At 44.2% G+C, this 26,117-nt stretch carries 27 protein-coding genes; 10 read left to right on the top strand and 17 right to left on the bottom strand.

Features of this window, described 5'->3' with window-relative positions; translation table 11 throughout:
• Positions 1–69: 69 nt before the first annotated feature.
• The 3 genes from H7968_RS11635 to H7968_RS11625 form a co-directional block, all read right to left on the bottom strand.
• Positions 70–1,890, bottom strand: coding sequence for a midas domain-containing protein (locus tag H7968_RS11635; RefSeq protein ID WP_227396317.1), 1,821 nt, complete (start codon positions 1,888–1,890; stop codon positions 70–72).
• Between the two features lie 31 nt (positions 1,891–1,921).
• Positions 1,922–3,136, bottom strand: coding sequence for a hypothetical protein (locus H7968_RS11630; protein ID WP_227396316.1), 1,215 nt, complete (start codon positions 3,134–3,136; stop codon positions 1,922–1,924).
• Positions 3,137–3,595: 459 nt separating this feature from the next.
• On the bottom strand, positions 3,596–4,873 hold the full coding sequence (locus tag H7968_RS11625) for a S41 family peptidase (RefSeq protein ID WP_227396315.1): 1,278 nt from the start codon (positions 4,871–4,873) through the stop codon (positions 3,596–3,598).
• 138 nt (positions 4,874–5,011) lie between these two features.
• Between H7968_RS11625 and H7968_RS11620 the strand changes: the two genes are divergently transcribed.
• The 6 genes from H7968_RS11620 (at position 5,012) to H7968_RS11595 (ending at position 8,896) form a co-directional block, all read left to right on the top strand.
• Positions 5,012–5,845 carry a DUF2268 domain-containing putative Zn-dependent protease gene (locus H7968_RS11620; RefSeq protein ID WP_227396314.1) on the top strand — a complete coding sequence of 278 codons (834 nt, stop codon included), beginning with the start codon at positions 5,012–5,014 and terminating at the stop codon, positions 5,843–5,845.
• A gap of 38 nt (positions 5,846–5,883) precedes the next feature.
• A complete protein-coding gene (locus tag H7968_RS11615; RefSeq protein WP_227396313.1) occupies positions 5,884–6,267 on the top strand; it encodes a hypothetical protein in 384 nt (127 codons plus the stop codon).
• A gap of 307 nt (positions 6,268–6,574) precedes the next feature.
• Complete coding sequence (locus H7968_RS11610; RefSeq protein ID WP_227396312.1) at positions 6,575–6,934, top strand: hypothetical protein; 360 nt, start codon at positions 6,575–6,577, stop codon at positions 6,932–6,934.
• A 152-nt stretch (positions 6,935–7,086) separates the two neighbouring features.
• The gene (gene rpsN, locus H7968_RS11605; RefSeq protein ID WP_134374413.1) at positions 7,087–7,356 is read left to right on the top strand and encodes a 30S ribosomal protein S14; all 270 of its coding nucleotides are present in this window, start codon (positions 7,087–7,089) and stop codon (positions 7,354–7,356) included.
• A 13-nt stretch (positions 7,357–7,369) separates the two neighbouring features.
• Positions 7,370–7,729, top strand: a complete 360-nt coding sequence (locus tag H7968_RS11600; RefSeq protein WP_227396311.1) for a hypothetical protein — start codon at positions 7,370–7,372, stop codon at positions 7,727–7,729.
• A gap of 15 nt (positions 7,730–7,744) precedes the next feature.
• Positions 7,745–8,896 (top strand): FAD/NAD(P)-binding protein, encoded by a 1,152-nt coding sequence (locus H7968_RS11595; RefSeq protein ID WP_227396310.1) that lies wholly within the window; start codon positions 7,745–7,747, stop codon positions 8,894–8,896.
• A gap of 290 nt (positions 8,897–9,186) precedes the next feature.
• Here H7968_RS11595 and H7968_RS11590 read toward each other — a convergent pair whose 3' ends face one another.
• The 5 genes from H7968_RS11590 to H7968_RS11570 form a co-directional block, all read right to left on the bottom strand.
• Positions 9,187–9,381 carry a hypothetical protein gene (locus H7968_RS11590; protein ID WP_227396309.1) on the bottom strand — a complete coding sequence of 65 codons (195 nt, stop codon included), beginning with the start codon at positions 9,379–9,381 and terminating at the stop codon, positions 9,187–9,189.
• Positions 9,382–9,395: 14 nt separating this feature from the next.
• The gene (locus H7968_RS11585) at positions 9,396–10,832 is read right to left on the bottom strand and encodes an NAD(P)H-binding protein (protein ID WP_227396308.1); all 1,437 of its coding nucleotides are present in this window, start codon (positions 10,830–10,832) and stop codon (positions 9,396–9,398) included.
• Positions 10,833–10,960: 128 nt separating this feature from the next.
• On the bottom strand, positions 10,961–12,259 hold the full coding sequence (locus H7968_RS11580) for a globin-coupled sensor protein (protein WP_227396307.1): 1,299 nt from the start codon (positions 12,257–12,259) through the stop codon (positions 10,961–10,963).
• A gap of 21 nt (positions 12,260–12,280) precedes the next feature.
• Positions 12,281–12,922 carry an SDR family NAD(P)-dependent oxidoreductase gene (locus H7968_RS11575; RefSeq protein WP_227396306.1) on the bottom strand — a complete coding sequence of 214 codons (642 nt, stop codon included), beginning with the start codon at positions 12,920–12,922 and terminating at the stop codon, positions 12,281–12,283.
• A 168-nt stretch (positions 12,923–13,090) separates the two neighbouring features.
• A complete protein-coding gene (locus H7968_RS11570; protein ID WP_227396305.1) occupies positions 13,091–13,531 on the bottom strand; it encodes an Rrf2 family transcriptional regulator in 441 nt (146 codons plus the stop codon).
• A gap of 177 nt (positions 13,532–13,708) precedes the next feature.
• On the opposite strand from H7968_RS11570, the gene hmpA reads away from it, so the two are divergent.
• Positions 13,709–14,914 carry an NO-inducible flavohemoprotein gene (gene hmpA, locus H7968_RS11565; protein ID WP_227396304.1) on the top strand — a complete coding sequence of 402 codons (1,206 nt, stop codon included), beginning with the start codon at positions 13,709–13,711 and terminating at the stop codon, positions 14,912–14,914.
• A gap of 72 nt (positions 14,915–14,986) precedes the next feature.
• Here hmpA and H7968_RS11560 read toward each other — a convergent pair whose 3' ends face one another.
• Positions 14,987–16,441, bottom strand: a complete 1,455-nt coding sequence (locus tag H7968_RS11560; RefSeq protein ID WP_227396303.1) for a gluconokinase — start codon at positions 16,439–16,441, stop codon at positions 14,987–14,989.
• 144 nt (positions 16,442–16,585) lie between these two features.
• Between H7968_RS11560 and H7968_RS11555 the strand changes: the two genes are divergently transcribed.
• Genes H7968_RS11555 through H7968_RS11545 form a run of 3 tightly spaced genes read left to right on the top strand, consistent with a single transcriptional unit; the run spans position 16,586 to position 17,254 of the window.
• Entirely contained in the window at positions 16,586–16,804 is a 219-nt protein-coding gene (locus tag H7968_RS11555; protein ID WP_227396302.1) for a DUF1659 domain-containing protein, read from the top strand.
• Between the two features lie 35 nt (positions 16,805–16,839).
• The gene (locus H7968_RS11550) at positions 16,840–17,061 is read left to right on the top strand and encodes a DUF2922 domain-containing protein (protein WP_227396301.1); all 222 of its coding nucleotides are present in this window, start codon (positions 16,840–16,842) and stop codon (positions 17,059–17,061) included.
• 58 nt (positions 17,062–17,119) lie between these two features.
• Positions 17,120–17,254, top strand: a complete 135-nt coding sequence (locus H7968_RS11545) for a YvrJ family protein (RefSeq protein ID WP_134374435.1) — start codon at positions 17,120–17,122, stop codon at positions 17,252–17,254.
• Positions 17,255–17,910: 656 nt separating this feature from the next.
• Here the strand turns inward: H7968_RS11545 and H7968_RS11540 are convergent.
• The 8 genes from H7968_RS11540 to H7968_RS11505 form a co-directional block, all read right to left on the bottom strand.
• Complete coding sequence (locus H7968_RS11540) at positions 17,911–18,102, bottom strand: hypothetical protein (protein WP_227396300.1); 192 nt, start codon at positions 18,100–18,102, stop codon at positions 17,911–17,913.
• The gene (locus H7968_RS11535) at positions 18,099–18,968 is read right to left on the bottom strand and encodes a putative RNA methyltransferase (protein WP_227396299.1); all 870 of its coding nucleotides are present in this window, start codon (positions 18,966–18,968) and stop codon (positions 18,099–18,101) included. The genes H7968_RS11540 and H7968_RS11535 overlap by 4 nt, the downstream gene beginning before the upstream one ends.
• Before the next feature lie 531 nt (positions 18,969–19,499).
• A complete protein-coding gene (locus H7968_RS11530) occupies positions 19,500–20,315 on the bottom strand; it encodes a sugar phosphate isomerase/epimerase family protein (RefSeq protein ID WP_227396298.1) in 816 nt (271 codons plus the stop codon).
• The gene (locus H7968_RS11525) at positions 20,312–21,289 is read right to left on the bottom strand and encodes a DUF6005 family protein (protein WP_227396297.1); all 978 of its coding nucleotides are present in this window, start codon (positions 21,287–21,289) and stop codon (positions 20,312–20,314) included. Before H7968_RS11525 ends, H7968_RS11530 begins: the two co-directional genes overlap by 4 nt.
• A complete protein-coding gene (locus tag H7968_RS11520; protein WP_227396296.1) occupies positions 21,286–21,552 on the bottom strand; it encodes an acyl carrier protein in 267 nt (88 codons plus the stop codon). The genes H7968_RS11525 and H7968_RS11520 overlap by 4 nt, the downstream gene beginning before the upstream one ends.
• The gene (locus tag H7968_RS11515) at positions 21,549–22,769 is read right to left on the bottom strand and encodes an AMP-binding protein (protein WP_227396295.1); all 1,221 of its coding nucleotides are present in this window, start codon (positions 22,767–22,769) and stop codon (positions 21,549–21,551) included. Before H7968_RS11515 ends, H7968_RS11520 begins: the two co-directional genes overlap by 4 nt.
• Positions 22,732–24,366 (bottom strand): IucA/IucC family protein, encoded by a 1,635-nt coding sequence (locus H7968_RS11510; protein WP_227396294.1) that lies wholly within the window; start codon positions 24,364–24,366, stop codon positions 22,732–22,734. The genes H7968_RS11515 and H7968_RS11510 overlap by 38 nt, the downstream gene beginning before the upstream one ends.
• On the bottom strand, positions 24,311–26,083 hold the full coding sequence (locus tag H7968_RS11505; protein WP_227396293.1) for an IucA/IucC family protein: 1,773 nt from the start codon (positions 26,081–26,083) through the stop codon (positions 24,311–24,313). The genes H7968_RS11510 and H7968_RS11505 overlap by 56 nt, the downstream gene beginning before the upstream one ends.
• Between the last annotated feature and the right edge of the window lie 34 nt (positions 26,084–26,117).

Below are 26,117 nucleotides of genomic sequence, written 5' to 3'. Positions count from 1 at the left end.
CCGCTCCGTCCCCCAGATTCCTTTAAACCTAAAAAACCGGACCTCCCTCAGGAAGTCCGGTCACTTTTCTTATCGTAGGCTCAGGAATGAACCGTTGTGGTTGTTGTTTTCATCAACAAGCATCAGGTTTAAACCAAGGCCAAGATCAAGATTTGATGCAAATGAATTGTCATCATCTTCAGATGAAAGTCCTGTTGCTACACCAAGATCAGTAGCAACACCAAACTCATCTTCAGATAGACCAAGATCAAATGCATTCGTTACATCAGCAAATAAAGAAGAGCGATCTTCTTCATCTTCGTTTGTAAGATTCAGACCAAGGTTTGTGTCATTTGAAAGAGAAGACATGAAATCTTCATCCTCTTCACTTACGAAAGAACCAGACAGATCGTTAACCAGAATACCATTTAGTCCAGTTTTTGAATCTTCATCTTCAAATCCTGCACCAATTGTTCCACCAGTTACAGCATCTAATGAACCTGATGTCATGTCATCATTTGACTCAAAAGCACCATCAAGGTTGTTGAAAAGTTCTCCGCCAAGGAAAGAGCTGCTTTCTTCATCTTCAGCTTTCACACCAAAACCTGCAGTTGTATCGTTAGAAACATTTGCTTTTACTTCGTCTTCATTTACAACGAAATCTGAATTCAGATCATTTGAAGCATCCGCCATTACTTCCGCACTTTCTTCTTCACCCTCAGCTGCTAGACCAAGTGATGCGTCTGTCTGTGCATCTGCATTAGCTGCTACTTCATCTTCGTTTACCACTACGTCTGTGTTCACATCGTTTGAAGCGTCCGCCATTACTTCTGCACTTTCTTCTTCACCCTCAGCTGTTAGACCAAGTGATGCGTCTGTTTGTGCATCTGCGTTAGCTGCTACTTCATCTTCATTTACCACTACGTCTGTGTTCACATCATTTGAAGCGTCCGCCATTACTTCTGCACTTTCTTCTTCACCTTCAGCTTTCAGGCCAAGTGATGCGTCTGTTTGTGCATCTGCATTAGCTGCTACTTCATCTTCGTTTACGACTACATCTGTGTTCACATCGTTTGAAGCATCTGCCATCACTTCTGCACTTTCTTCTTCACCCTCAGCTGTTACGCCTACTGATGCGTCTGTCTGTGCGTCTGCATTAGCTTGTACTTCATCTTCGTTTACCACTACGTCTGTGTTTACATCGTTTGAAGCGTCCGCCATCACTTCTGCACTTTCTTCTTCACCTTCAGCTGTTACGCCTACTGATGCGTCTGTTTGTGCATCTGCGTTAGCTGCTACTTCATCTTCATTTACCACTACGTCTGTGTTCACATCGTTTGAAGCGTCCGCCATTACTTCTGCACTTTCTTCTTCACCCTCAGCTGTTACGCCTACTGATGCGTCTGTCTGTGCGTCTGCATTAGCTTGTACTTCATCTTCGTTTACCACTACGTCTGTGTTTACATCGTTTGAAGCGTCCGCCATCACTTCTGCACTTTCTTCTTCACCTTCAGCTGTTACGCCTACTGATGCGTCTGTTTGTGCATCTGCGTTAGCTTGTACTTCGTCTTCATTTACAGTTACATCTGTATTTACATCGTTTGAAACGTCTGCATCTGATGAGACATTTTCATCCTCGCCGGAGCCTTCAGCGTCAAGGTTCACGTCTGTTTCAGCTGTTCCTCCTGCATTGACTTCCTCGTTTTCTTCATCTGCAGATCCTGTCAGACCAAGATCATTTAAAATGGATAGAGAACCAGAGCCATCTTCAGATTCGATGATCGAGATATCATCAAGCAGATCGCCTCCTAAAAGGCCATCACGGTCTTCAGCCTGTCCAGCCTGACCTCCAACTAAAAGTCCAAATGCCACGGTTCCTGCGATTGTAAATGCTTTAACTGTATTTTTCATGATTATATTCTCTCCTTCTTTTTTCGTTTTTTTAAATGCTATTAGCGAAAAAAGAAGAAGATTTCGGTGGTTGAGACGGCGGCGCGTTCAGCCATTGATCAAACAACAAACGTTCACTTGAATAGGCAGATATCTGCACTTGCTCTATGACGAACGTCTGGTCAAACAATACGCCAGCTACAGCCGTTGCTGATCCTCCCACTGCATTTGCAGGACCGGAAGAAGCTCCACCCCCGCTAAATGTTGGGGAAGCTGTTACGGTTGCCTCTTTCGGCATCGTAAAGTTTGAAGATTGATCAGGGTTTTCTGAACGCACATCATCGTTTTCCTGCTGTGTCGCAGGCTCAAAAACGACATCACTATCGTCTGTGAAACCTGTATCCGTCACAGCTGGCCGTTCAACTGGCGCTGATGCAGCTTGCACAGGCTCAGTTTCCACTTCCGGTGTTATGTTTTGTTCATTGTTATCGGATTTGTTTTCTTCTTTAAAAGTGTTGCTCTCAGTTTCATTTTGGATGACAGGAGCTGCTGTTTCCTCTGCAGGGGTGGCTTCAGCAGGAGATTCCTCAACTACCTCCACGTCTGCTACAGGTGTTTCAATCTCAATGTTGTCTTCTACAGATACAGTTGCATCAGCTACAGGAGTCGACACTTCGATCCCCTCATTTAGCGATACGTCTGCATCTGCAACAGGCGTTTCAACCTTCACACCTTCATCGAGTGAAACGCTCGCGTCAGCAATAGAAGTATCAACTTCCACTCCCTCAACTAATGAAACATTGGCATCTGCAACTGGTGTTTCTGCCTTCAATTCGAGATCAGTAGATACAGAAGCATCTGCTACTGAGCTATCGACACTTACTCCCTCTTCAGCCGAGACATTTACGTCAGCTACAGAGGTTTCAACACCAATACCCTCATCCGAAGAAACAGAAGCATCCGCCACAGGAGTTTCTACATTGATTCCTTCTGATGTATCCACTTCAGCCACACCGGCATCCACCTTTACATCAGGCAGCGTTTCCTCCACTGTTTTCACGACTGGATCCACTGTTTCATCAACCGTTTCAACGACAGAAGAAACCGTGTCACCGAGCAAAGAAGACGTCTCTTTTTGCTCTTCAGACTGTTCCTCCTGGCCGCTCAAACTATTCGTCACAGACGACAACAGTCCTTCAGCAGAAGCAGCACCTGGAACCATCAATAATCCAGTCATCATCGAAAATGTTACTACCCATTTACGCACGCTGTCTTTCACCTCCTTTCAAAAGGACTTAAAAAACATCACGTGGGGAAAACGGGACAGTTTTTTTGATGGATCACTCTTTTTAAAAGTCAGGAAAAAAGCATTAATTCGGGCAGATAGTGCAAATGGCGTGAAAAGGCAGGTGTTTTTTAAAAAGATAAAGAGCTAGACATCACTCTCCTCATCAACAGAAACAAACTGCTTTGCGACATAAGTAACCTTCCTTGCGACAGAAACGAAACGTCTATTAAAATAACTGGCTGAGTTATCAACAATTTGAGTCTTGGAGAAAAGTCATATGACAAATAAAACTCCCTTAGCAACAGAAATAAACAACGTAACAACAGAAACAACCATTCGATTCACACAAATAAGCAAACGCACTCTTGATGTCTAAATTCTTTATTCGCCAGCTGATTACTTAGTGTAAAATTAAATCCAAAAAGTAAGACCCGATCGTTATGACCGGGCCTTGCTTTTCACTCTATCCAAAACCATCTCTAAATCTACATCTCTCTCCAAATGCTCCGGCGTCCATTCAACGTAAACATGAGGTTCGATCCCTCGTCCGGTCTGATAATGTTCCGGATTTTCATACACGAGTTTGGAGGTTGGATACCCGAGCACAAATCCGTTTCCAAGATCGATTGACGTCACATTGCTGTAATCGTTAATACCCATTGTCGAGCGACCAATCACGGTTACTTTTTCTGACCATTTACTCGTTTCCACAAAGGAATCACCCGAGCTTCCACAACAGATGTCGGATAAAACAAACACCTGCTCAGGTTTTTGATAGCCGCTAAGCTTTTGCATTGGCATCACTTCTTCAAATGGAAAGCGCTGAAATCCACTACCTTTTTTCTCCTGCCATTGCTGTTCAAGAAATTCCAGGATCTTTCGCGTCTCTTTTTCCTCAATGACTTCAAGACCCTGCCTTAATTCCTTCAACTGTCGTTCAGCGGTCGCATCCGTACAATTGAACAGCATCTCAGGACTTATTTCAAAAGGATCTACCTCCTTCTGACCGAAAACAAAAGGAATAAAAGGATAGTAGCTCGCATCACTGCCTCCATAATTGATCCGAACGTCAAAGATCAGCGCACGAGCGACTTTATATTGCTCTTCATGTTCTTTGAATAGATTATAAACGGCATCCGGATTCCCGAAATCCGTCAGTTTAATCAGATGTATACCGGGTGCAATTTCCTTCGAGGAATACTCAGGTACATACACCGGCTTCCTTTGTGTTTTAACCGGATAAATATCCTTTTCACCTAAATGGTTTTCAACCACCACTTCATCAACTTCATTCATGACCAGATTCCAGTCCTGCCTCACTTCTTTCTCCTGATAAAGCAGTCTCGCATACACTTTTTCTGCCTCAGGAATGCTTTTACCATCCAGTGAGATGATTTTATCCCCTCTATTAAATCTCGCATCCTCTGACTCTGTTATGTATAAAAACGCCTGATGTCTTCTCACTTTAAACCCCGGCCACTCAGGTTGAGCCCCCTGCTGATCAGTAGCAATAAACGAAACATGCCTATCCCTGAAATCCAGCAAATAATCCTTTACCAGCCTCACAAACTCAGACCGCGATTCCGGTAACTCAGGATCAAGCGCATTAACTTTATCTTTATATACATCCGGATGATCCCACCCCTGCTTATCCAGAAACCCAGAATAATCGCGGCGCATCACCTTTACAACCTCTTCAAACATAGTTAAATACATAACAATCTCCTTATGATTTAGATTTTGACAGATGGATATGTCATACTATTCTTACTATTATATCAAAATCAGGGGGACGGAGCGGGTGTTCCTTTTTGTAATAAAGAACACCCGCTCCGTCCCCGCTTGGAGGATTAAATGAAAATCATTAACGGATACGAGGATTTTCAGCAAGATGTGATCGAGCACAATAACTGGAAAAAATACTATAAAAAGTACGCAACTGTTTTTGACTCTCTTTTCAAATACCTTTATCAATCGGACCTTCAGCAGCTTTACCCTATGATTAAGAAAATCGATTGGATGGAAATGAGTGTTCATGCAACCATTGGTCAAAAGAAACTGGAACGAGTCGATCTGTGGAAAATGATTCAGTTGTGCCAGGACTTTTTTGAATTTCACCATGAGTCATCTATCTTCTGTCTCGTTGGTCTTGGACATAGTGACGGAGCAGCCCCGCCGTCCGATCGTCCATTTATTTATATCGGTCTGGAAAGATTGGAGAATGCCAATTTATCCGTTTTGATCCCACATGAATTCAATCACATGGTACGATTTCATGCTCTTTCTGAACATGCATCATTTCGCGTCATCGACTTAATGATCGCAGAAGGTCTTGCCGCATTAACGCCTCTCATGATCTATAATCAAAGCATTACATACGAGACTCTAGCAGAAGGTCTAATGATGTCTAAAGAGGAAGTGAAACATTGCGTTTCCTGTAAATGGTCTTTTCAAGAAGACTTCAATGCTATTTTAAATGAGGATCTTATGCGTCATTATTTTTCGAAACAGCCTCAAGCTGACTATTCCAGAATCGGATATTTCATTGGAGCAGAAATCATTTTCTCTTTACTGCTAAATGGTTGGACATTAAAGAAACTGACGGTCATGACAACAGATGAGATTCTGCGCGAATCGTTCCCTCTTTCGTCACAGGGATGCTTTGCACGGTATCTGTCTGACCGCTAAAATAAGGGAGTAAGCTTTAAAAAGAGGAGCGAGAGTGAATGCATAAAAAGCATAGTATGTTACTGCTCAGAACCGCAGCGATTTTTGGTGCAATTGGAGCCGGGATTGGCGGTCATATGGCGGGTTCATATGATTATAATTTCCGCGCAGCCCATGCGCATATCCTGGTTGTTGGCTGGCTTTCTTTATTTGCCTGGGCAGTGTATTACCGGATTTTCAAGCCTGTTTCAGTTAAAGTTGCTGCCCTGCATGTTTATACGGCGATCATTGGAACAATCGGATTGACATCAGGTTTCATTTTGGAAATTTTTAATGTCCCTCAGCCGTTTTACTTTATTGTTTATATTGGCGGTGGCGTTACGCTGCTTCTGAGCTTTATCTTATTTGCTTATATGGCACTGTTTATGAAGCACGAGGATTAATTGGCGAGAGAGTGGAGAAATCCGCTCTTTTTTTGTGTGGAAAGAGGCTGCAGGATATGTACTGTTCTGCGAAGTTATTCAATCGATTCAACTTTTTATTGTAATGTTCCGGATTATTTATGTATCGTTCCAAAAATTAATTGTATTGCTAGCCCTTCCAGCCAACCGAAATGTACTGTTCGCCTCTTGAATTGTTCTGTTTCAAAACATATTTGTATCGTTTCAAAACAGAATTGTATCGCAGCAACACTGCCCATGGAACTTTCCTCCACACCAAACGTCCACTTAATCAAAGGGAGGATATGCCATGAAAAAACTTCTCATCCTATTACTATCTCTCTTCCTATCTGCCTGCTTAAATGAAGCCAATGAAATCGAACCCGCCAGCCAAATCACCATTGACCAGAGAGATGAATTAACCGTTTTAACAGATGAGCAGGACATCCTTACAATTCAACTTATGCTTGAATCCATCGAATGGGAAAACAAAGTTGTCAGCTGGGCAGAGCCCCACTCGCATTCGATCCTCATTCAAAAAGACGGCAACACAACAACCTACAACATCTGGACTCAACACAGCAGACTCGAAATATCAGATGAAACCTCCACGCTTTATCACAAAACAACCGAAAAACAGTCCGAACTTCTAAAGAAATATCTGGATTGATCACCACAAAAAAAGGGTCTGTCCATGAAGTCTACCCCAGACCTCATGGAAAGACCTTTTCTCTACCTCCCTCTTGCATTCTCATTTTAAATGTGTTTTACTTATCTCCATAAAACGTAACCATTACGATTTAATAAAGGAGAGTATTATAAATGGCTAAGAAATCAAAAGTTGTAAAAGAGAAAAAGCGTCAGGCGATGGTTGAAAAGTATGCAGAGCTTCGTCGTGAGCTGAAGGAAAAAGGGGATTATGCTGCGCTGGCGAAACTACCACGTGATTCAGCACCTTCCCGTTTAAAAAACCGCTGTGAAGTGACGGGGCGCCCACGCGGATACATGAGAAAGTTCAAAATGTCCCGGATTGCATTCCGTGAGTATGCGCATAAGGGGCAGGTTCCTGGAGTTAAAAAGTCCAGCTGGTAAGGAGCAGATCTGATTGAATACTCATCTTATGGAGATATTGGCAAGAGAGATTGTCCGTTCTCTGCCTGAAGAAAAAAGAGCATTGTATCAGTATGTAGTGGAGCTTGAGGATGAGCTTGCTGCAAACTGCGAAACAGCTGACGAGTTTTTGCAGAAACTCGTTGAGCAGGCTCCGCATCAAAAAGCAGCGCAGCATTTCAATCTGTCCTTCGGAGAGGTGATCCGTCGAATGCGGGTCATTGAATCTGATATTGACTTTCAACTGAGACGAAAACTTGAGAATGTGAAATGGCAGGACCGGACTCCTGCAATGAAACAGCTTTACGGAGAGTCCGACCAGCATAAAAAACAATATTTTTTATTTACCATGTAGGAAGGAATACCAGCTATGTTAAAGTGGATTATTCTCGGTGGCGGGATACACGGAAGTACGATCGCATCTCATTTAATAAAAAAGAAAAAGGTCACGCCTGATCAGATCAGAATCATTGATCCGAATGCTGAACCTTTAGCGGAATGGAAAAAGCGGACGGGATTTATTGATATGCCCTATCTCCGCTCTCCTGGTGTACATCACTTGGATACTGATCCGTTTAGCTTAAAAGCTTACGGCAAAAAACACGGGACAGAGACTGATTTTTACGGAATCTACAGCAGGCCTTCCCTGTACTTATTCAATGAGCATTGCGATCAGCTGTTCAGCGAGACGACTTTAAAGGAATGCTGGTATCAGGGAACGGCGGAAAAAGTGATACGAAAAAATCATGCATGGCTTGTCACCTTAAAAGATCAGGCCACCTTTGAAAGTGAGAATCTTGTCATCGCGACCGGACCAAACAGGAAATTACATGTACCTGATTGGGGTCAGACAGCAAAAGAGATGGCTCCTGCTCAGGTCAGCCATGTGTTTGAAGCGGCTCCTCCGAACAAAGGTCCATTCGTGGTCATTGGCGGCGGGATCAGCGCAGCACATCTCGTCATCCGGCTTTCCAAAGAGTTCCCTGGACAAGTGACGCAGATTACCCGGCACCCTTATCGCGTGCATGCCTTTGACAGTGACCCCGGCTGGCTCGGCCCGAAATATATGGACGGCTTCAAAAAGCTGAACGATTATCGTTTGAGACGCGACACGATTACAGAAGCCAGACATCGCGGATCCATTCCGTCAGATCTTCAAAATCGCCTGCACTGGCTGCAAAAAGAACAGGCTTATCAATTGGTCATTGATGAAACAGAAGCCTTCACCTATGAACAAGGCACTTTTACATTGCAGCAGAAAAGTGGTAAACAGATCGAAGCCAATACGATTTATTTTGCTACAGGCTTCTCACGAGAGCTGATGGATACACCGTGGCTCAGGGATTTGGTCCAGGATCAGAAGCTGAAATGCGCACATTGCGGTTTTCCTGTTGTTAAAGAGGACCTCTCCTGGTGCGATCATCTTTACGTTTCAGGACCACTGGCAGAGCTTGAGCTCGGACCCTCCTCACGTAATATTATCGGTGCCATGAAAGCAGCCGAGAGAATCACAGCCATTTAAGCACAAAGATGACCGGTCAACGCCGGTCGTTTTTGTCAGAGTGTTGGATTTCCAAAATACTCAAGTGTATGAACAAGACATTTAATTCCTATCACGTTAGTTATGGTGTTTTCTTTCTTATCTTTTTTCTCTTCGTTTTACAGCCGTTTAACGTATTTCAAAAGCCATATTCTTATGGTTCTTACATTCAGAGTGCCAGGTCATTCCGTAGACTTCTGCGGCAGAAGTCTACGAAATGACCTGGCACGATTTAAAAATTCGACAACCTGACAAAATCGATGTATGTCTTCTTACTCCCTCCGCCTAAACCTCGCAGCAATATACAAAACCATAAATAATAGCGCAAGACTCAGCAGAAAATTCCGTTCAAAAGGATACCCGGTAATTGACCCTTCTACACTTGCTGTCATTAACAAACTCACGGCAAACAGAAAGAAGAAAAAGATCGAGATCACCAGTAAAATAACTTTCCATTTCCCTTTCATTGCTTCTCACCTCTTTATGCTTCGGCAATCTCTTTTCGATCACCGGCCTGCTCTTCATGCTGTTCATTTTTCATTAAATGCTCCAGATATTTTTTAAATAAATACATCACAATTAAATGGACATTGGCTTGCGTATACCGGTAAATAAACCATGGCAGTGCCGGTTCGTATTCATGGATTGCGATGATACACTCCTGCGTATCCGGGATTTGTCTGAATTCAATTCTGCCTCTGCTGTTTTCTCTAACAGAAGCAAATGCGCCTCCTGTAATGCGATAGAGTGCCCTGAATTCATCACTTTCGTCAGGAGAAAAAGTAAGCTCAAGCAGTGGATTCTTTTTCGAAATCAGATGGATTTTTCCTCTTTTTTGATCATCCATATCCGTCCAGAGTAAAGGCTTCGCCAATGTTGCGAGCCATTGCAAGTATTCCTCACCTGCCCATAATGCATTTTTCCCCTCTGGCAGCATGACCCTCTGAACGGAACGCACATCTTTTCCCTTCGGATTCGGCTTCAGGTAAGCTGGTACGCTGAGGTCATCTTCCTGTTCTTCCAAAGCCGTTTTCGCAGCTTCCTTAAAAGGGATCTTTCCATCACTGATTCCTTCCACTTTGTTTCTCGCCACCATTGGATGTTCAAGACTTTCTACAAGCGGGTAAACCATTTCCTTTGGCGCGCCGGTGACCAGCATAACCCACAGTCTCGATAACTGCACGGTCATGAGAGGAACATCAATCACCTTTGGAGATCGATCCATGACTTCAGCTGTTTTGATCATCATCTCCTTATAACTCATAACCTCCGGACCACCAACATCAATCGATTGGTGTTCAACCTCTTTATTTCCAACTGTTCTCTTCAAGGATTGAAGTACATCCTTTAAGGCAATCGGATGCGTCTTCGTTCTTGTCCATTTCGGTAAAAGCATAAATGGAAGTCTCTTCGCCAGCTTAGCCAAAATAGGAAAGGACGATCCGCTTGGCCCTACAATTAAGCCAGCACGGATTGTGGTTACAGGGGTTCCGTAAGCTTTCAGTACCTTTTCAACCTCAAGACGGCTTTTCAGATGACGGCTCAGCTTTTTCTCGCCTTCCGGAATGATGCCACTTAAGTAAATAATCTGCTTGATTCCCTGCTTTTTCGCTGCGCGGGCAAAGTTATCGGCCAGAATAACGTCCATATCCTCAAAGCTTGCCTGAGTCAGCTTCGCAGAAGGCTTCATGGAATGAATCAGATAAATGGCAAAGTCGGCTCCTTCAAGTGCTTTTTCAGCATCCTTTAAAGAGAAAAAATCGCAGGAACGCCAAGTGACGTGATCTGTGTTTTCTTTATCATCTCCACTTCTGGATAAAGCAATCACATCGGCTTTTTCCTGAATCTGTTTCAGCAGATTACCGCCTATGTATCCCGTTGCACCTGTCAACGCAACGACTGGTCTTCTCTTTTCCATTTGCAGCAACTCCTTATTACTTTTAGTACGTGTATACCCGGTTCTTACGGGTTTATGTAAATGCAGAGCACCAGGTGTGTTTTCCCTATAGAAAAACCAGCGCTTCTTGAGAGTCGCTGGTTAAAGGTTTAAATTTGCTCTGCTTTCCGGAGCAGGTTATGAGTGGCACTTGATAATCCGGCTGTTGTCTGGCTGATTTCCTGAATAGATGAAACGATCTTCTCCAAATCCTGCTTATTACGGCCGAACATGTCGAGATAGTTTTCCATTTCCATTTTAAATGTAGTCAAACCGTTCTTCACCTGTACAACTGTTTCTTTGGACGTATCATTTTCATGGTCAAGGTCCCGAAGCTGTGAAACAAGCTGCTGGATTCCTTCGTTGTTTTTGTCAATTAACCCGTTTATTTTTCCGCTTAATGCTTTGGCATTTTCAGCAAGCTTACGCACCTCGCTTGCGACGACGGCAAAGCCTTTACCGTGTTCACCGGCACGGGCTGCTTCTATGGAGGCATTCAAGGCGAGAAGGTTCGTCTGGTCAGCAATTTCTTCGATGCCGCGTGTCATATTAATAATCTGCTCAGATGTTTCCTTCAACTGACTCATACCGGAAACGGATTCCCCTACCCGGATAGATGACTGGATGAACTGCTGCTCCATTTGGTCCATCAGGCGTTCATTTTCCCGGGTCAGGCCGACAAGATTTTTACTGGACTTCTCTGTGTGGTCGGTTGCCTCAAGAACCTGAGCCGCTCTTTCATTCGTATCACGGATCGCTCTTTCCGTCTGTTCAACAGATGCCGCGACCTCCTGACTGACTGCAGAGATCTCTGTCTGAAGGAGCTTCGTTTCTTCGTTTGCTTTTTGAATCTCATTGAGCCGGATATTCATGTAATGATCCACAACAAGCTGAGAATCAAGATTCATGATATGAGAAACAGCCAGAATCGTACGCTGCATACCTTCTGGGTCGTGGTGAAAATGCTCGATTAATTTTGGAACGAGCAATGTCTGAAAGGACGCATATGTGGCTAGAAACCAGGTAACCGGCACACCGTAACGGTTATGCGTTTCACCCATACGCTGACGCATCGCAAAATAAGAGGCATCCATCTGGCCTGACAACAGCGTTCTGAAGTAATCAGCGAATACATCCTTTAGCCTTTGTCTCGTTGACGACTCTCTTGAGATTTTCGCCATCTCCGGACTCTTCATCAGATGATCCAGTATGGTCTCAAGCACCTGATCAAGAATCGAGGTCATCACGGGGCTGATTTCCTTAAGTGTTTTCAGATACTCCTCTTTGAAACCCATATAATACAGACGATCCTTCAGTTCGGGTTTAATCGTTGTGACAATTTCGTTTTTCGCCGGGTACTGAATGGATGACTGATACAAAACCTTTTCTCTTCTCTTCAACGACAACATGGTATACCTTCTCTCAATGTCTTATTTATCTGATTCAAGTTTAATTTCTACCTGATCCTGATTTTGATATAACGAAAACAGCGCTTCAGCGGCATTTTCAGGATCAAGTGCCGTTCCTCTTTCAACCATGCCGTTGATCGTGATCATTCCCGCAAATACACCTTCCTTTTTCAAACGGTCGTGAAGCATAAAACCGAGTGAGCGCATCGCGGATTTACCTAAAGACAGACCGGGCAGCCCGGCAGATGGGTTTAACGCAAGACCTCCACCTGTCAAAAGAACAGCAGCATTTGAGGACTTTTTAAGCTTAGGCATTGCGCCCTGAACAGCTTCAATAATGCCCAGCACGTCGATGCGGTATTCCTTTTCAAGCTGCTCTGCTTCCACTGTTAATAGATCAGCTTCAACCAATACTGAAGCATTATAATGAAGTACATCAATTTCAGATAATGAGGTAATCGCTTTCTTTATTGTGCCTGAATCATTCGCATCCGCTACCTGATAAGAGGCTTTGAAACCCTCCTCATTCAGTTGGTTCACCAGTTCTTTCAATTTATCTTCTGACCGTGACATAAGTACAAGTTCAAATCCTTCTTTTCCGAATCTGCGAGCCGTTTCATAACTGACACCCGGTCCCGCTCCAATCACTGCATATGTTGCCATCTTCCTTCACCATCCTTGTTTTTAGATCTATACGACTAAATAAATAATAATTCTTTTTACCTGTACCCCTATTATAAATCAATTTAAACAAATGTGTTCTTACTAAATGCTTTATTGCAACATATTGCTCAACATACAAAAAACTGACCTCCATTTTTATGAAGGAGATCAGTTTTGCTGCTCAAAAAGAGCATTTAATTCAGTTGGGTTTTTGACTAAATCTGAGAGCGTGTATTCATCTAATACAGAGAGATAAGCCTGAAGTGCTTTAGCCAGGGCATGTTTTAATCCACATACAGGAGAAATCACACAATTTCCTCCACCAGGTTCAAAGCATTCGACCAGATGAAAATGATCCTCAGTTTCCCTTACAACCTTGCCAATGTTAATATCCTGCTTCGCCCGCTTCAACCGGATTCCTCCGTTACGGCCTCGAATCGTTTCAATATATCCAAGCTTTCCTAATTCATGCGTGACTTTCATCAGATGATTTTTAGAAATGGAATAAGCATCCGCGATCTGCTGTATGTTCGACAGCTCGTCCTGCTCCCTTGCTCCCAGATAAATCAATACCCTCAGTGAATAATCTGTATATAGTGTCAGCTTCATTCGTTTCCACCTTTTCTATGTCTGATTTCAGTATACAAGCCGTATGCTGTTTCTGTCATTATCCTGCTCATTTGTGTCTGTTTTTCAAAAGATGTATTTTATATATTGCTTTTATATCTCAACGGAGTAAGATAAAGATGCATTTAAAATATATCTTTAATGACTGGAGTGGAATTGATGTTATCTGAACAGACGATCCGGACGATTAAAGCGACTGTCCCTGTACTCGAGGTCAAAGGAACCGATATTACAACCCGTTTTTATCAAATGCTTTTCGAGGCTCATCCAGAGCTGTTAAACATTTTTAATCATTCCAATCAGGAGCAGGGACGACAGCAGACAGCCCTTGCTAATACAGTATACGCAGCAGCGGTCCATATCGATCAGTTGGAAGCCATTATTCCTGCCGTAAAAAGGATTGCGCATAAGCACCGAAGCCTCGGTGTAAAGCCTGAGCACTATCCAATCGTTGGAGAGTATTTACTAAAAGCGATCAAGGATGTGCTTGGTGATGTGGCAACGGATGACATTTTATCGGCGTGGGCAGAAGCATATGGTGTTATTGCAGATGCCTTTATTTCTGTTGAAAAAGAGATGTACGAGGATGCTGAATCAAAAGATGGCGGCTGGGAAGGCTTTAAAGCGTTCCGCATCGTCAAGAAAGAACAGGAAAGCTCACTGATCACATCTTTTTATCTTCAGCCTGAAGATGGTCAGGCTCTGCCTTCCTATGAACCCGGGCAGTATATTACCGTCAGAATGCAAATCAATGATGAGAAATTTTTGCTCAATCGTCAGTACAGTCTTTCAAGCGCTTACACACCTGACTATTACCGTATTTCGGTGAAGAGAGAAGCGGATCACACGCCAAACGGCAGAGTCTCCACCTATTTACATGACGAACTGGAAGTCGGGCAGTCTCTTGAAGCGAGTGTGCCGGCCGGTGATTTTTATGCAGATGTTCACGATCAGACACCGATTACACTGATCAGCGGCGGTGTTGGCATCACCCCAATGCTCAGCATGCTCACATCCATTGCTGAACATAACAGCGGAAGAAGCGTCACTTTTATACATGCAGCAAGAAATGCAGAAGTACGTGCTTTTGAGCGCGAAGTACAGAACGCCATGAATAAACTCTCTTCAGGTGAAAGCTATGTTATTTATGAACAGAAGGGCCTTTCCGGTGATTTCGAAGGATATTTGAAAACGGAGATATTAAAGGAAATTGTTCATAAGGACAGCCTCGTTTATGTGTGCGGACCGGCTCCATTTATGGAAGCAGTCATCCGTGGATTGCAGGACTGCGGACTGTCCTCAGATCAGATACATCATGAATTTTTCGGACCGGCGCTTGAGCTTGAGACCGTGTCCGCCGGATAATAAGTAAGAGGCAGGGGCAGTGTTACTGTTCCTGCCTCTATTTGTATGAGCTTTACCCTGAAATCAAACCCGTTACCTCATGCGCAACGCCACCCGCTCCTTATACCTGCCATAGACCCCCTGATAGAATCGGTGCTGTTCCATATCCGGCAGGACCGGTTCCTGAAAAGTAAGCGTGGATTTAATCTCCTGATAATGATGTTGCATGCCCAGACCAACCATCGCCGTCCAGGCTGCTCCCCAAGCAGCTGTGTGATGCGTTTCTGTGACGATCACTTTTTTACCGAAAATATCTGCCACTAACTGAAGCCATTGATCGGATCTTGCCAGTCCCCCATTAACATAGATCGTGTGGGCCGGCGGGACCGACTTTCCGAGTTCTTCTGTAATGTGATAAAGATTCAGCGTGACTCCTTCAAGGACAGCACGAATCAAATCGTGCTGCTGATGTGTAATGGATAAGCCAGCAAACTCGCCTGTTGCCTGCGCGTCCCATAATGGGGCTCTTTCTCCATTGATAAATGGAAGGAACAGAAGTCCATTCGAACCAGGCGCTGCGGTAAAGCCCTTTTCTAAAAACGCCTGAAAATCCTCCGGTGCATTCAGCGTCTTTTTGAGCCATTCGATCACGACACCACCATTGTTTGAAGCCCCGCCAACAATGGAATGTTGCTGATCAAATAAATAGCAGAAGGCAGCATGACTTTCCTGTGTCTGAAAACCATTTGTCCATTGTCTGACTGCAGCACTCGTTCCGGCTGAAATCGTCATTTCTCCCTGCTCTACAGCACCGCTTCCAAGTGTCGCAAGCTGTCCATCCGCCGCGCCGATCACGAATGATATCGTTTCCGGGATTCCGGTCTGTTCTGAAACCCGCTTACTTACATGTCCAAGCACGGTATCAGGGGACACAATGTCAAAAAGCTGACCGTCCTGAATCCCTGCAAGCTGCAAAAGCTCCTCATCCCATGTTTTCTTTTCAATATCCATCAGGCCCGTTGCACACGCTGTCGCAAAATCAACTACTTCTGTCCCAAACCAGTGCCATAAAATATATTCCTTTAAAGATATGTATTTAGCAGCGTTCAAATAAGGCTTATATTGATTATTCTTCATCCAGAGCAATTTGATAAAAGGGGACATTGGATGAATCGGTGTACCTGATTTCTGAAACAGCTTCAGTCCCTCTCCTTTTAAAAGACCATCTGCCTCCGCGTGTGCCCTCCGATCCGACCAGATCCAGGCGTTTGACAATGCATTTCCCTCTTCATCCATACACAAAATAGCGTGCATCGCATTTGAGAATCCGGCCGCGATGACTGTGCCGTCCACTGACTGAACCGCCTCAGTTAATGCTTGTCCCGCTGCAGTCAGTACCTCTTCAGGATTTTGCTCAGCTGAACCATCAGAACCGAAAATCGTTTCTACTTTCACTTCATTCTGAGTCATCACTTGGCCGCTCTGATCAAATACAACGGCTTTTACACTCGTCGTCCCAAGGTCAATTCCCGCCACATATTCTGCCACATTACCCGCTCCTGTCTGTTTGCCTTTCTTGTATTCTATCATTTAGTGACAGACTTTCTAAAAACCTGTGATCAACTTTTTTGAAAGCAGGGTATCTATTTTCCTCCTTTGATGCGATCTGTTTCATGAAAGGAGGTGATACACATGGCAAACGCACACGTAATGGATATCCGTCTGAGACTTGTTTTTGACGCAGGATTCAAGGACGGCAAGCCGGTTTTCAAACGCAGAACATACAGCCGCGTACGTTCTGGCGCAACTGCTGATCAGCTGTTTTACACAGGATCTGCACTCGCTTCATTAAGTCAGCACAACCTGCTGGACATCGACCGTCTCGAAACCTCATCAATTCTTGAGGTGTAAGTGACTCGTTAATCTGACAGAAAGGAGGGATTTTCTTGGATAAAACGTTAGAGCTTATCTTCATCACGTCTGAAGGCAGCACGACTTCCCTTTCAGTCGACGGACCTGCTGAACCGATCGATCCCGCCGCTGTACAAACAGCGATGCAGACGATCATTGACCAAAACGCTTTTGTTTCCACATCCGGCAGCCTGGTCGGGATCAAAAGTGCCCGCGTTCTTACGCGCGGAGTTGAACCTGTAGATTTTGCATTGTAATCAAAAAGGGGCAGTCAGCTGATGCTGGCTGCTTTTTTCTAAAAGGAGGGAAAGTCCCGTGGAACAGTGGATCACGCTTATCAGTGATGTTGGATTCCCGATCATTGTCACGCTTTATCTCCTTCACCGGATCGAAGCGAAACTTGAGGCGGTTATTCAATCCATACACGGCTTGACGGAGCGAAGCCAGTGACAGCAAACAGCCCCCATCTGGATTGATGGGGGCTGTTTGCTTATCTAAACGACGATTGTCCGGTGCACGATGTGGATATGCTGTGCATAAACGTGCTGATGTTGATCCAGTGACTCTTACTGTCGATCGGCCGGCTCATTCTGTTGATAGAAAGGTAATTAATATTGATAGACTGCCCCGGAACCAGCTGATTTTGTTGGTAGCGGCATAATGAATGTAAATAGGCACATGCAAACTGTTGATAACGTTTCAATAAACGTTCATAACCGGGTGAAAACTGTCGTTAACTATAAAAACACCCGATCTTTGATTCATGAAAAAATCGCCAAGTAAGTCATTGGTCCCAATCTTATGAAACAACGGTAAGATTGTGCGAACCTGTATGAATATCTTGCGAACATATCACAAAATCTCATGAACCAGGCTCAATATTCTCCGAAACCCGCTCAAAATCTCGCGAACCCTCTCCGCACCTCGCACTCACTCCGAAGATTTCCCCTTTAACCAGCCCATTTTCGTCCACACAAGGTAATACGCAAGTGCAAATACGGCTGCCGCTATAAGGTTTACTACAAAAGCGACTTCACCAGTCTGAATGAGATCGAATAAACTCAATCAACCAAAGACGACTGAATACACGCCAAACGCACGTCTTTTCATGATTGCTGTTCTTTCCTGCGTTTTTTCAATTCGAAATTCCATAAAAGCAACGTAAACAGCAGACTGAATAAGGCTGCCTGTATCAGATTAACTGTCCACTTTATCGAATCTGCCAAAAGAAGATCCCATACGAGTGCAAAAATAAAATAAATCGTTGCATATAAAAAGAACCGAATCATGATTTTCATTCTGACACCACCTGCTCCACTTTTTTCACACCGATTAAAATATCCACATCGATTGTCATTTCCGCCATTGTTTTATCCAGAAATGATTGCACCTTGTCGTGATCTGCACGCCAGCTGAGCGGCGTCATTTTGACAAGAGCATTAATGCCCGCATGATCAAGCTGTTGAGTATGCTGCACTGTGATTTTGTCCACTACATCAAATTGATCGTAAAAGGCTGCCGTTGTTTCTTCTTTTGAGTATTCCTCACTAAAGTAATGGTGACGCAGCTCTTTTAAATAATCTTTCCTGGGGACAACCTTGATAACCCGACCACTCTTTGTTAATAACCGGCTGAATTCACGATAGTTTGCCGGGGATAAAATATTTAAAATAACATCAATGGATTCGTTTTCCACAGGGGCTTTTGCCAGGTCCGCGGTTATCCACAATGCTGATTCATCATGGCTCGCCGCTGTCTGGATACCATCCTTTGCAAGGTCCATCCCGATTCCTGTGAATTGATTCTCTATACATTTTTTCAGAATGTACGTCAGATGCGTCCCTTCACCGCACCCTGCATCCAGAATGGTTAACTCTTTTTTCCCATGCAATACATGAACGATCTGATCTGTTACCGGTCGAAAAAAGCCGACTTCATCCATCAGATATCGTCTTGCCTGAAACAGCTCCTTTGTATAGTTGGTTTTGACTGATTTCTTCATTAAATGGAGAGATCCATTTTTTGCAATGTCAAACTGATGCCGATTCGTACAGATGAGAGATGTTTCGTTCACTGTAAGCTTTTCCTGACAGACCGGGCATGTTAAATGTGGAAAGGATTCCCGGATCCTGAGTGCGGCTGCTTCTCTTTTCTTTAATTTCATTTCTGTTTGCTCCTGATTGTTTTTCTTTTATCATATCAGAAATCAGGATTCCTTTTATTCACGGGACTTGTGCACATATCAACGGGATTGCACAGTGTATTCTTTTATCCACATGTGAATAAATTGGGACGGACGTTGAGAAACCGTGCCGGGGACATCCTTCGCATCCTTTTGTCCAGCTCTGGCGATTAGCCCCTCGAGGTCATAAGTCAAAGCTGAACGAGGGCGAAAGGCAGCCCTCTTTTCTAAGGCCGCGCAGTGAGTCAGCTAATGCTACGCGCTACGCAGTCTCACCAGGCGCTTCTCTGTCGAGGGAATCTTCGGATGTCGCTGGCCCATTGTGTTTATCCCCTGAAACTCTTTTAAAAAAAGAGTTTCAGGGGATAAACACGACACTTACTTCATTCATATGATTCGCTAGTATCTACATTAATTTATAGGAGAAAACCTAGCATCATCCTGTAAACGAGTATGTCAAAAGTCTGCCTAAGATCATAATCCTGGCAGACTTTTTTATATGGTGGGCTATATTCATTTTACACTCATCAATTTTCCTGCGTTTTGAATGAGCTGGCTGTCATGTTTTAACACGGTGTCAGGATCCGGGCCGAACCATTCAAGGCTCCCTGTGAGTGAATCGAGTCTGGACCCGAGTTGTTCGAAGAAGTGTGTGTAATCAACTGCTCCTTCAAATAATGGGACCATTCCTTCCCGGCTGCCGGCTGCTGCATAGACGTTTGCGGGATTAAACACGTGCAGAAGAGAACGGTTGGCTATGTTTTTTAAATGCAAATGGTCAATGTAGGGTTCAAGTTGATTAAATGCCTCTATTGGATCAACTCCTGACTCCCATACGTGAAGCACGTCAAAGTTGATGTGGAATGCAGGATGTCTCACCTCTTCGATTAATTTCAAAGTAGAGTCCAGAGTATCCGCGAGTGTTCCCGGATGCGTTTCTATCAGGAGTTTTTGTCCTTCCGGTAGCCGGGTACAAATATCTCTCAGCCTTCCTGTGATTTCTTTCCTTTCAGCAGGCAGAACGGACTCACTTCCTTTTGTGCTCGCAAAAGTCCTGATCCTTGAAGTCTCCCACTTCTCTGCAAGCGCGATTAACTCATCCGTTTTTTTATATAAATCACTGAGGTTCCCATCCAGCGGCAAATAGTCACTGATCATACTGATTTTGATTCCATTTAGCTTAGAAGGGTCACAGAGCGGATTAAGGTTTTTCGCATGGATGCCCCACAATTCAAGGGAATCAAAACCGTTGGATGTTGCAAAGGAAGCGATATTGGGCAGCGATCTAAGGTGATGGCGATAGCTGATCGTACAAAGTGACAGTTTCATCCTGCGTACTCCTTTATCGTGGAAGTTTGTTGTTCCCATTTTCTGAAACATGTTAATAAAGACTTTTTGATTGCGTATTCTCGATGATGCTGCCGATCGATTCTTTCATAAAGATCAGCAAGTATTTTGTCAGAGCCTGTTTTAGCGTATTTGATCGCATGGAAATGGAGTGCCCGAAAACCCTGGATCAGCTCTTCAATCTCATCACACCAGCGTTCAAACTGATCCTCAGAAATACTAAGCGCATGACTGAAAAAAGCAAAAGCATGTTCGTAGGCATATTTGCGAATCGTGAGCACCGGAATCTGATGAATCGCATCACTTAATTGTTCACGGTGCTTCCGCATATCACCTGTTGAATAAGCTTCAACAATGGATTTAATGGCTTCTGTAAACGGATTTTGATTTTCCTTCAGGCATGTGCCGAAGTAAGCACGGACTGCGTCATCTGAAGCAGGCTGAATCCCGGCTGCATCAAAATAAAAACCACCCTGTGCAACTGGCGACTCAATCGCATGCAATACTTCCTCTTTCGCGAGAACACCTTCCCATCTGAAATCCGGATCATACATCATCCACTGGTCAGGATCGTCCGTTTTTTCGATCATGACGTAATGTGGGAATTCAGGTTCATGAAATTTATTTTCCCGCGATGGAATTCTTGATAAATCAAGCATGACCATGACATTGCGGTCTTTTGGTTTATGATCAATTAATTCAAGAAAGGACTGAACGTTGTCTTGTTTTGGCTTAGCTTTATCAAACCATTCTATGATTTCGATTTTGTAAAGCGTTTCATACCAGCTTTTAAAGAAATCATGAGAGACGCTTTCTGCATGGTAACGGAGCTGATAGTCATCCGTTACGGCAAAGTCCGCATCCCACACACCAAAATAAAAGGGACGGTGGTCAGCCTCATGGTGACGTTTGATTGCTTCACATACACAACTGACAAAACAATGCACTTTTATCACTTGATTTCCTCCATTTGACGTTCTTCCATCAGTTGAACGAGTGACTGAACGGTTTTAAGATTTTCCACACTCAGGCATTCATCGGGGATTTCAAGTCCAGTTGTAAGCTCTATCTCTACAATCAGATGAAGCATCATGACCGAATCAAGACCGAGATCATCCTGTAAATCAGATCTTGTATCGATTTCTTCTGGATGATGCCGGTTAAAAGTTTCGACAATCAACCTCACGACCAGTTGCTCCAGTTGTTTTGCTGTTTTCATAACATCACTCCTAACTGCCTGCGGCTGATTTTTCCATTTGGAAGAGTAGGAATCGTGTCAACAAAATGCCACTCTTTTGGCAGCTGATAGGAGCTGAGAAACGGACGGCAAAAAGCCTTCACATCACCTTCAGCCCTCGTTCCTTTGATACAGACACATACTCTTTCCCCGCTCCAGTCATCTCCTTTTTTAAAGACGACCGCTTCTTCCACCTCTTCGTGTCGCAGGAGGACTTCCTCAACATCCGCCGGATACACATTTCGGCCGGCGACATTGATCATATCGTCCAGCCGGGCTGAAAAATGCCAATCACCATTGGCGTCCTGCCAGCCGAGGTCTCCTGATGGGATCATTTTATCTTTTAGATGAATGATCATCTCAGCAGGATTTGATGCTGTACCACCGGTGATCTGCACGTGCGGCAGCGTTTTTCCGATATGGCCCGGCTCCTTAACATGATCAGCGATCGACACACATCCCGCTTCAGAGCAGCCATACTGCTGAAGCACATGAGTGGATTTTTGTTTAATCTGTTCCAGCCATTTAACAGGCAAAGACGTTCCGGACATCATAACAGCTGGAATCTTTTCCTTTGATAAACGGACGATCGCATGTAAATAGGCAGGTGCTGCATACAAAATACTGTGAGGATATTGACGCACCGCTGAGAGCACATAAGACGGATTCAATGTTGTGATGACAACGGGTGTGGTTCCGCGGTCAATACCTGCCAGAAAACCGCACAGCATGCCATAAGCATGTGTAACCGGGCACGCGACAATGGAACGCGTTTCTTCAGAAAGTGGAAAAGCCATCCGATAGCTTTTCAGCTCTGTTTCGATCTCCTCCCATGACCGGCTGATTCTTTTTGGTTCACCTGTTGTTCCGGAACTGAAAAAATGGAGGCCATATGCTGTTTTCCCAGCACTTTCATTCAGCACGCGGGCTTCTTCTATCGTTCCATCTATTAGAACGGAACAACCCGCATTGTCGGAGAGGCGTTGGGACCGATCAGCTGTTTCATCCTTATGAAGCGGCAACAGGCTGAGTCGATGCTTTCTCGCATACAGTAGAAAAGTAAGCCATTCCCCCGTATCCTCAAGCCTGACAGCAATCCCGCTGTTTCGATGTTCTTTAAGCCAATTGAGCTGTTCATAATAGGAAAATCTTTTTTCTATATCAGCTGTTGAATATAACTTTTGATCTACCTGAAACATGTTGGATCAACCTTTCTCTCTGGTCTGCAAACGGATTATGTACGATGATTTTTTGATCCACTCCCCATTTCGCTGCGAGAAGTGATTCAGCTGTCCAATTTATTTTTAATAACCCTGCAACATTCACTCTTTTTTGACAGTCAGGGTGACGCTGAAGCCATTTTCCAATTTCGTCATGGACGATTTCCCAGAACCGGTTTTCCTTCATATACTGATGACGTTCCAATGCATAACTGAAATCGCTCAGATGGTAAACAAATAAGGTATCTGTTATCAGCTCGGTTAATAGGTCAGGAGAGGTCATTTCATAATATTCATTCAGTTCCCAATTGTTGAAGGATGGATGAATACGGTCAAAGTCAGGTAAAGCAGCAGGATCAGCAAGAAAGCCGTGACAATATTCCACACTATCATGAAAATCACGCAGCATGATCCGCTTTGGCCAGCCATCTTCCAGTACAAGCAGACTGTTTTGCGCATGCGCTTCGATCGCTACCCCATGTTTGATCAGAAGATGCAGCACCGGAATAACAAAACACTGAACCAGCTGCCGGACCCAGGCTACCGCTCCATAACGATTGAGCCAGTGACCCGGATATAGATCATCTGCTTCCACAACAGCGAGTGCGTTCATCGGAACGACATATTCATTTCCAATACAGAATGACTCAGGCCGCTCTCTCCAGATTGCACTGAATTCCCCATCACTAAAACGGGTAGATTCGTAAGCACATGACGCATATTCTTTCAGCATTTTTACTCCCGCTAAATCAGGATCGCTTTGAACAATTCCCGAAAGCCAATCTGAAATATGTGGTGCTGCCAATGCATTTTCCGGCTTAATCGTGCGCAGTGATGAAGTCTGCTTCATATTCATTGAAAGCTTTAAATGATTTTGTTTGGGATGCCATAGTGTCCGAACAGATTGAGATGCAAAATAATGTTGATCCGTAAATCCAATCGGGGTCACACCTTCAGCTCCCAATTCATGCTCAAAGCGTTGCCATTGCCAGGGGTGAACAGGCATTAACGCATGACTATCCGGACATTGCTTAAGCCAGTATTCCGCCTTTTCTCCGAATTCTTTACGGAAAAATGACTGTTCATCAGCAAAGCTTTGTTTGCTATTTTCTTTCGGAAAAGCCGCGATCATTACAGGGAATGACTGACCGTGCTCCGGTCCAAAACAGCGGTGATCCTTCTTTGAAAATCCGATTCTCGATTTAAAAGAGGGGTGGTAAGGATGACCTTCAGAAAGTGCAGAATCAAGACGGTCACCGGTTTGTTTACGCCTATGATCAGAAACCGGCGAATCTGCTGAAAAGTTCGCGGTTCTTTTGAGTTCATCTGAAAAGCGGTCATCAATGGAAAGAGCGTCTAATATTTTTTTAAATGTCAGCGTTCCATCTGTTCCTCTTATCGTCTCAATATCAAGGCGGATTCGTCCAAAAGCACTTTTTCTCCCATGAACGATCATTTCACTACCATCCTGACAAGTCATACAAAATTCATCCTCATTAAACTTGTAAGGGATCAGCTTTTCAAAAAGCAGCGCTTCGAGTAGCTGCCTGATCACTCTTTTCTCTGACCGATTCACCCTTGATCCCTCCTTTTAACAATGGATTAGGAAGACTGGAATAAACCGCTTTTTCAGCAACTGCCTCAAGCTCATCAATATTCTGGAGCCTCGTCATCAGATTCGCTTTAAAAGGAAGTTCCGGTTCAGTCAAAATATGCTTGATCCACCTGTTCGCTGAGCCTGTGGATGCAGCTGCATAGTCATGTAGTTTATCCACAGTGATCCGCAGCAATGCTTTCTCCGTGATCAGTCCATCTTTGCCGAGCCGGTTGATCACCGCAAACAAGTGATTGATAAACAAGTAATAAGTGAAACGGGGCTCAATCTCACCCTCATCAAAAAATTCCTCCTGCAGCTGTTTCATCTCAGGCAGTGACAGCATCATGTTACTGCGTTTCTGATTCGATAAATAAAAGCCCTGATTATCACGGAAATAGGCCTTTTTAGGAAGCCCTGTTGAAATATCAATGAGAACATTCTGCTGATGGGCCTCAAGGGCAATTCCCTCTTCGTCATACAGACGGATAAATGGATAGATCACCTGTTCCAGATAAGTGAGAAACCACTTTTCCACCGTAACCGCCAGCTCTTCCCTCGGTTCCTGCAAAGACAGGATCAGCTTTTTCATATAACTCGTTTCACCCACGGGATCCTGCACAAGAAAAGCCAGAGAAACGATCCCTTTTTGATGACGGAACGGGTTATCCCTCAAAATCAGTTCGAAACCGGATTCCTGCTGGTCAGATTGGACGGTCAGTGCAGAATGATCATGAATAAAAGACAAGGTTGGAAAACGCTCCTGAATCCGCGTTCGATGAATGTAGCGGGACATGATCACACCAGCTGTCAGCTCGTGCCGCTTATTCACACGGAGTGAATTGGTGAGCTGTACTGGTATTGAGCCCTTTATCATCACATCACTTGAAGGATGATAAAGCGTTCTGAACGACGAAGTCGGATAAAAGGCAGCTCCCTGTCTTCCAAGAAACCGGATCTGACAATGATTGATCGCTTTTTTTACCCAATCCTGCTGCAGCAAATAGTCAGCCTGCAGAGGATGTAATGGAAAAAGGATTTCATTCTCCTTCAATTTGATTTCAGGAAACATCGCTGAGATTTGTTCAGCTGATGACTGTAATCGACTGGACTCCTGATGAACGATTCGCTCATTCACCGCAAACAAAGACAGCTGAAAGGAGCTCTTCATTTCAGGAACATATGCAGGATACTGCCATTCTGAAACCCCCTGCCTGCTTTTTGGTGTCGGGTGCATCCAGTGACCAAAAGGTATACTCTGCTCTGATTGGATAAATGAAAAACGCGATGGGTGAGACTCTATTGGATGTTTTAAATAAGCCTTCACTGTCAGCTCCATTGCCCGCCAGCTATCAAGTAGCCTGAACAGCAGATCATCATAATGAGAACAGTGGCCTGTGAGCACGTGCAGCTTTTGACATAGCGCAATCATGACCTGAAGAGGTTCTGCTGAGCTCCACCTCCCTGCAGTATAGTGATACAGCCGCCCATATGTATGGCCACCTGTTAAGGAATAGTAAGGAACTTCAATCAAAAACTCTCCAGCCTTCAGCCATTTTGACCGTTGAGAAAACGGAATGTCACTCAGTGTTTGTCTCTCCAGATCTGACAGCCAGACAGTGTTCTCTGCCTCTCTGACATAGCTGTTCATAAACGCCTGAAAAGAGGCTGCATTCGCTTTTTGTTTTGCGTTCATCATTTTGTTTCCACCTTCTTTTTTGGACCTTTAGCCT

Origin of the sequence: Jeotgalibacillus aurantiacus, from assembly GCF_020595125.1 — a bacterium.
GTDB classification, from domain to species: domain Bacteria; phylum Bacillota; class Bacilli; order Bacillales; family Jeotgalibacillaceae; genus Jeotgalibacillus; species Jeotgalibacillus aurantiacus.
The sequence above is the reverse complement of the archived record's forward strand: the minus strand, read 5'-3'. Positions and strand labels throughout refer to the sequence as shown.

Bases quoted from the DNA above. Each gene is read 5' to 3' on its own strand.
- H7968_RS11635 (WP_227396317.1), bottom strand. From the start codon at position 1,890: ATGAAAAATACAGTTAAAGCATTTACAATCGCAGGAACCGTGGCATTT.
- H7968_RS11625 (WP_227396315.1), bottom strand. From the start codon at position 4,873: ATGTATTTAACTATGTTTGAAGAGGTTGTAAAGGTGATGCGCCGCGAT.
- H7968_RS11620 (WP_227396314.1), top strand. From the start codon at position 5,012: ATGAAAATCATTAACGGATACGAGGATTTTCAGCAAGATGTGATCGAG.
- H7968_RS11615 (WP_227396313.1), top strand. From the start codon at position 5,884: ATGCATAAAAAGCATAGTATGTTACTGCTCAGAACCGCAGCGATTTTT.
- H7968_RS11610 (WP_227396312.1), top strand. From the start codon at position 6,575: ATGAAAAAACTTCTCATCCTATTACTATCTCTCTTCCTATCTGCCTGC.
- rpsN (WP_134374413.1), top strand. From the start codon at position 7,087: ATGGCTAAGAAATCAAAAGTTGTAAAAGAGAAAAAGCGTCAGGCGATG.
- H7968_RS11595 (WP_227396310.1), top strand. From the start codon at position 7,745: ATGTTAAAGTGGATTATTCTCGGTGGCGGGATACACGGAAGTACGATC.
- H7968_RS11590 (WP_227396309.1), bottom strand. From the start codon at position 9,381: ATGAAAGGGAAATGGAAAGTTATTTTACTGGTGATCTCGATCTTTTTC.
- H7968_RS11585 (WP_227396308.1), bottom strand. From the start codon at position 10,832: ATGGAAAAGAGAAGACCAGTCGTTGCGTTGACAGGTGCAACGGGATAC.
- H7968_RS11580 (WP_227396307.1), bottom strand. From the start codon at position 12,259: ATGTTGTCGTTGAAGAGAAGAGAAAAGGTTTTGTATCAGTCATCCATT.
- H7968_RS11575 (WP_227396306.1), bottom strand. From the start codon at position 12,922: ATGGCAACATATGCAGTGATTGGAGCGGGACCGGGTGTCAGTTATGAA.
- H7968_RS11570 (WP_227396305.1), bottom strand. From the start codon at position 13,531: ATGAAGCTGACACTATATACAGATTATTCACTGAGGGTATTGATTTAT.
- hmpA (WP_227396304.1), top strand. From the start codon at position 13,709: ATGTTATCTGAACAGACGATCCGGACGATTAAAGCGACTGTCCCTGTA.
- H7968_RS11555 (WP_227396302.1), top strand. From the start codon at position 16,586: ATGGCAAACGCACACGTAATGGATATCCGTCTGAGACTTGTTTTTGAC.
- H7968_RS11540 (WP_227396300.1), bottom strand. From the start codon at position 18,102: ATGAAAATCATGATTCGGTTCTTTTTATATGCAACGATTTATTTTATT.
- H7968_RS11535 (WP_227396299.1), bottom strand. From the start codon at position 18,968: ATGAAATTAAAGAAAAGAGAAGCAGCCGCACTCAGGATCCGGGAATCC.
- H7968_RS11530 (WP_227396298.1), bottom strand. From the start codon at position 20,315: ATGAAACTGTCACTTTGTACGATCAGCTATCGCCATCACCTTAGATCG.
- H7968_RS11520 (WP_227396296.1), bottom strand. From the start codon at position 21,552: ATGAAAACAGCAAAACAACTGGAGCAACTGGTCGTGAGGTTGATTGTC.
- H7968_RS11515 (WP_227396295.1), bottom strand. From the start codon at position 22,769: ATGTTTCAGGTAGATCAAAAGTTATATTCAACAGCTGATATAGAAAAA.
- H7968_RS11505 (WP_227396293.1), bottom strand. From the start codon at position 26,083: ATGATGAACGCAAAACAAAAAGCGAATGCAGCCTCTTTTCAGGCGTTT.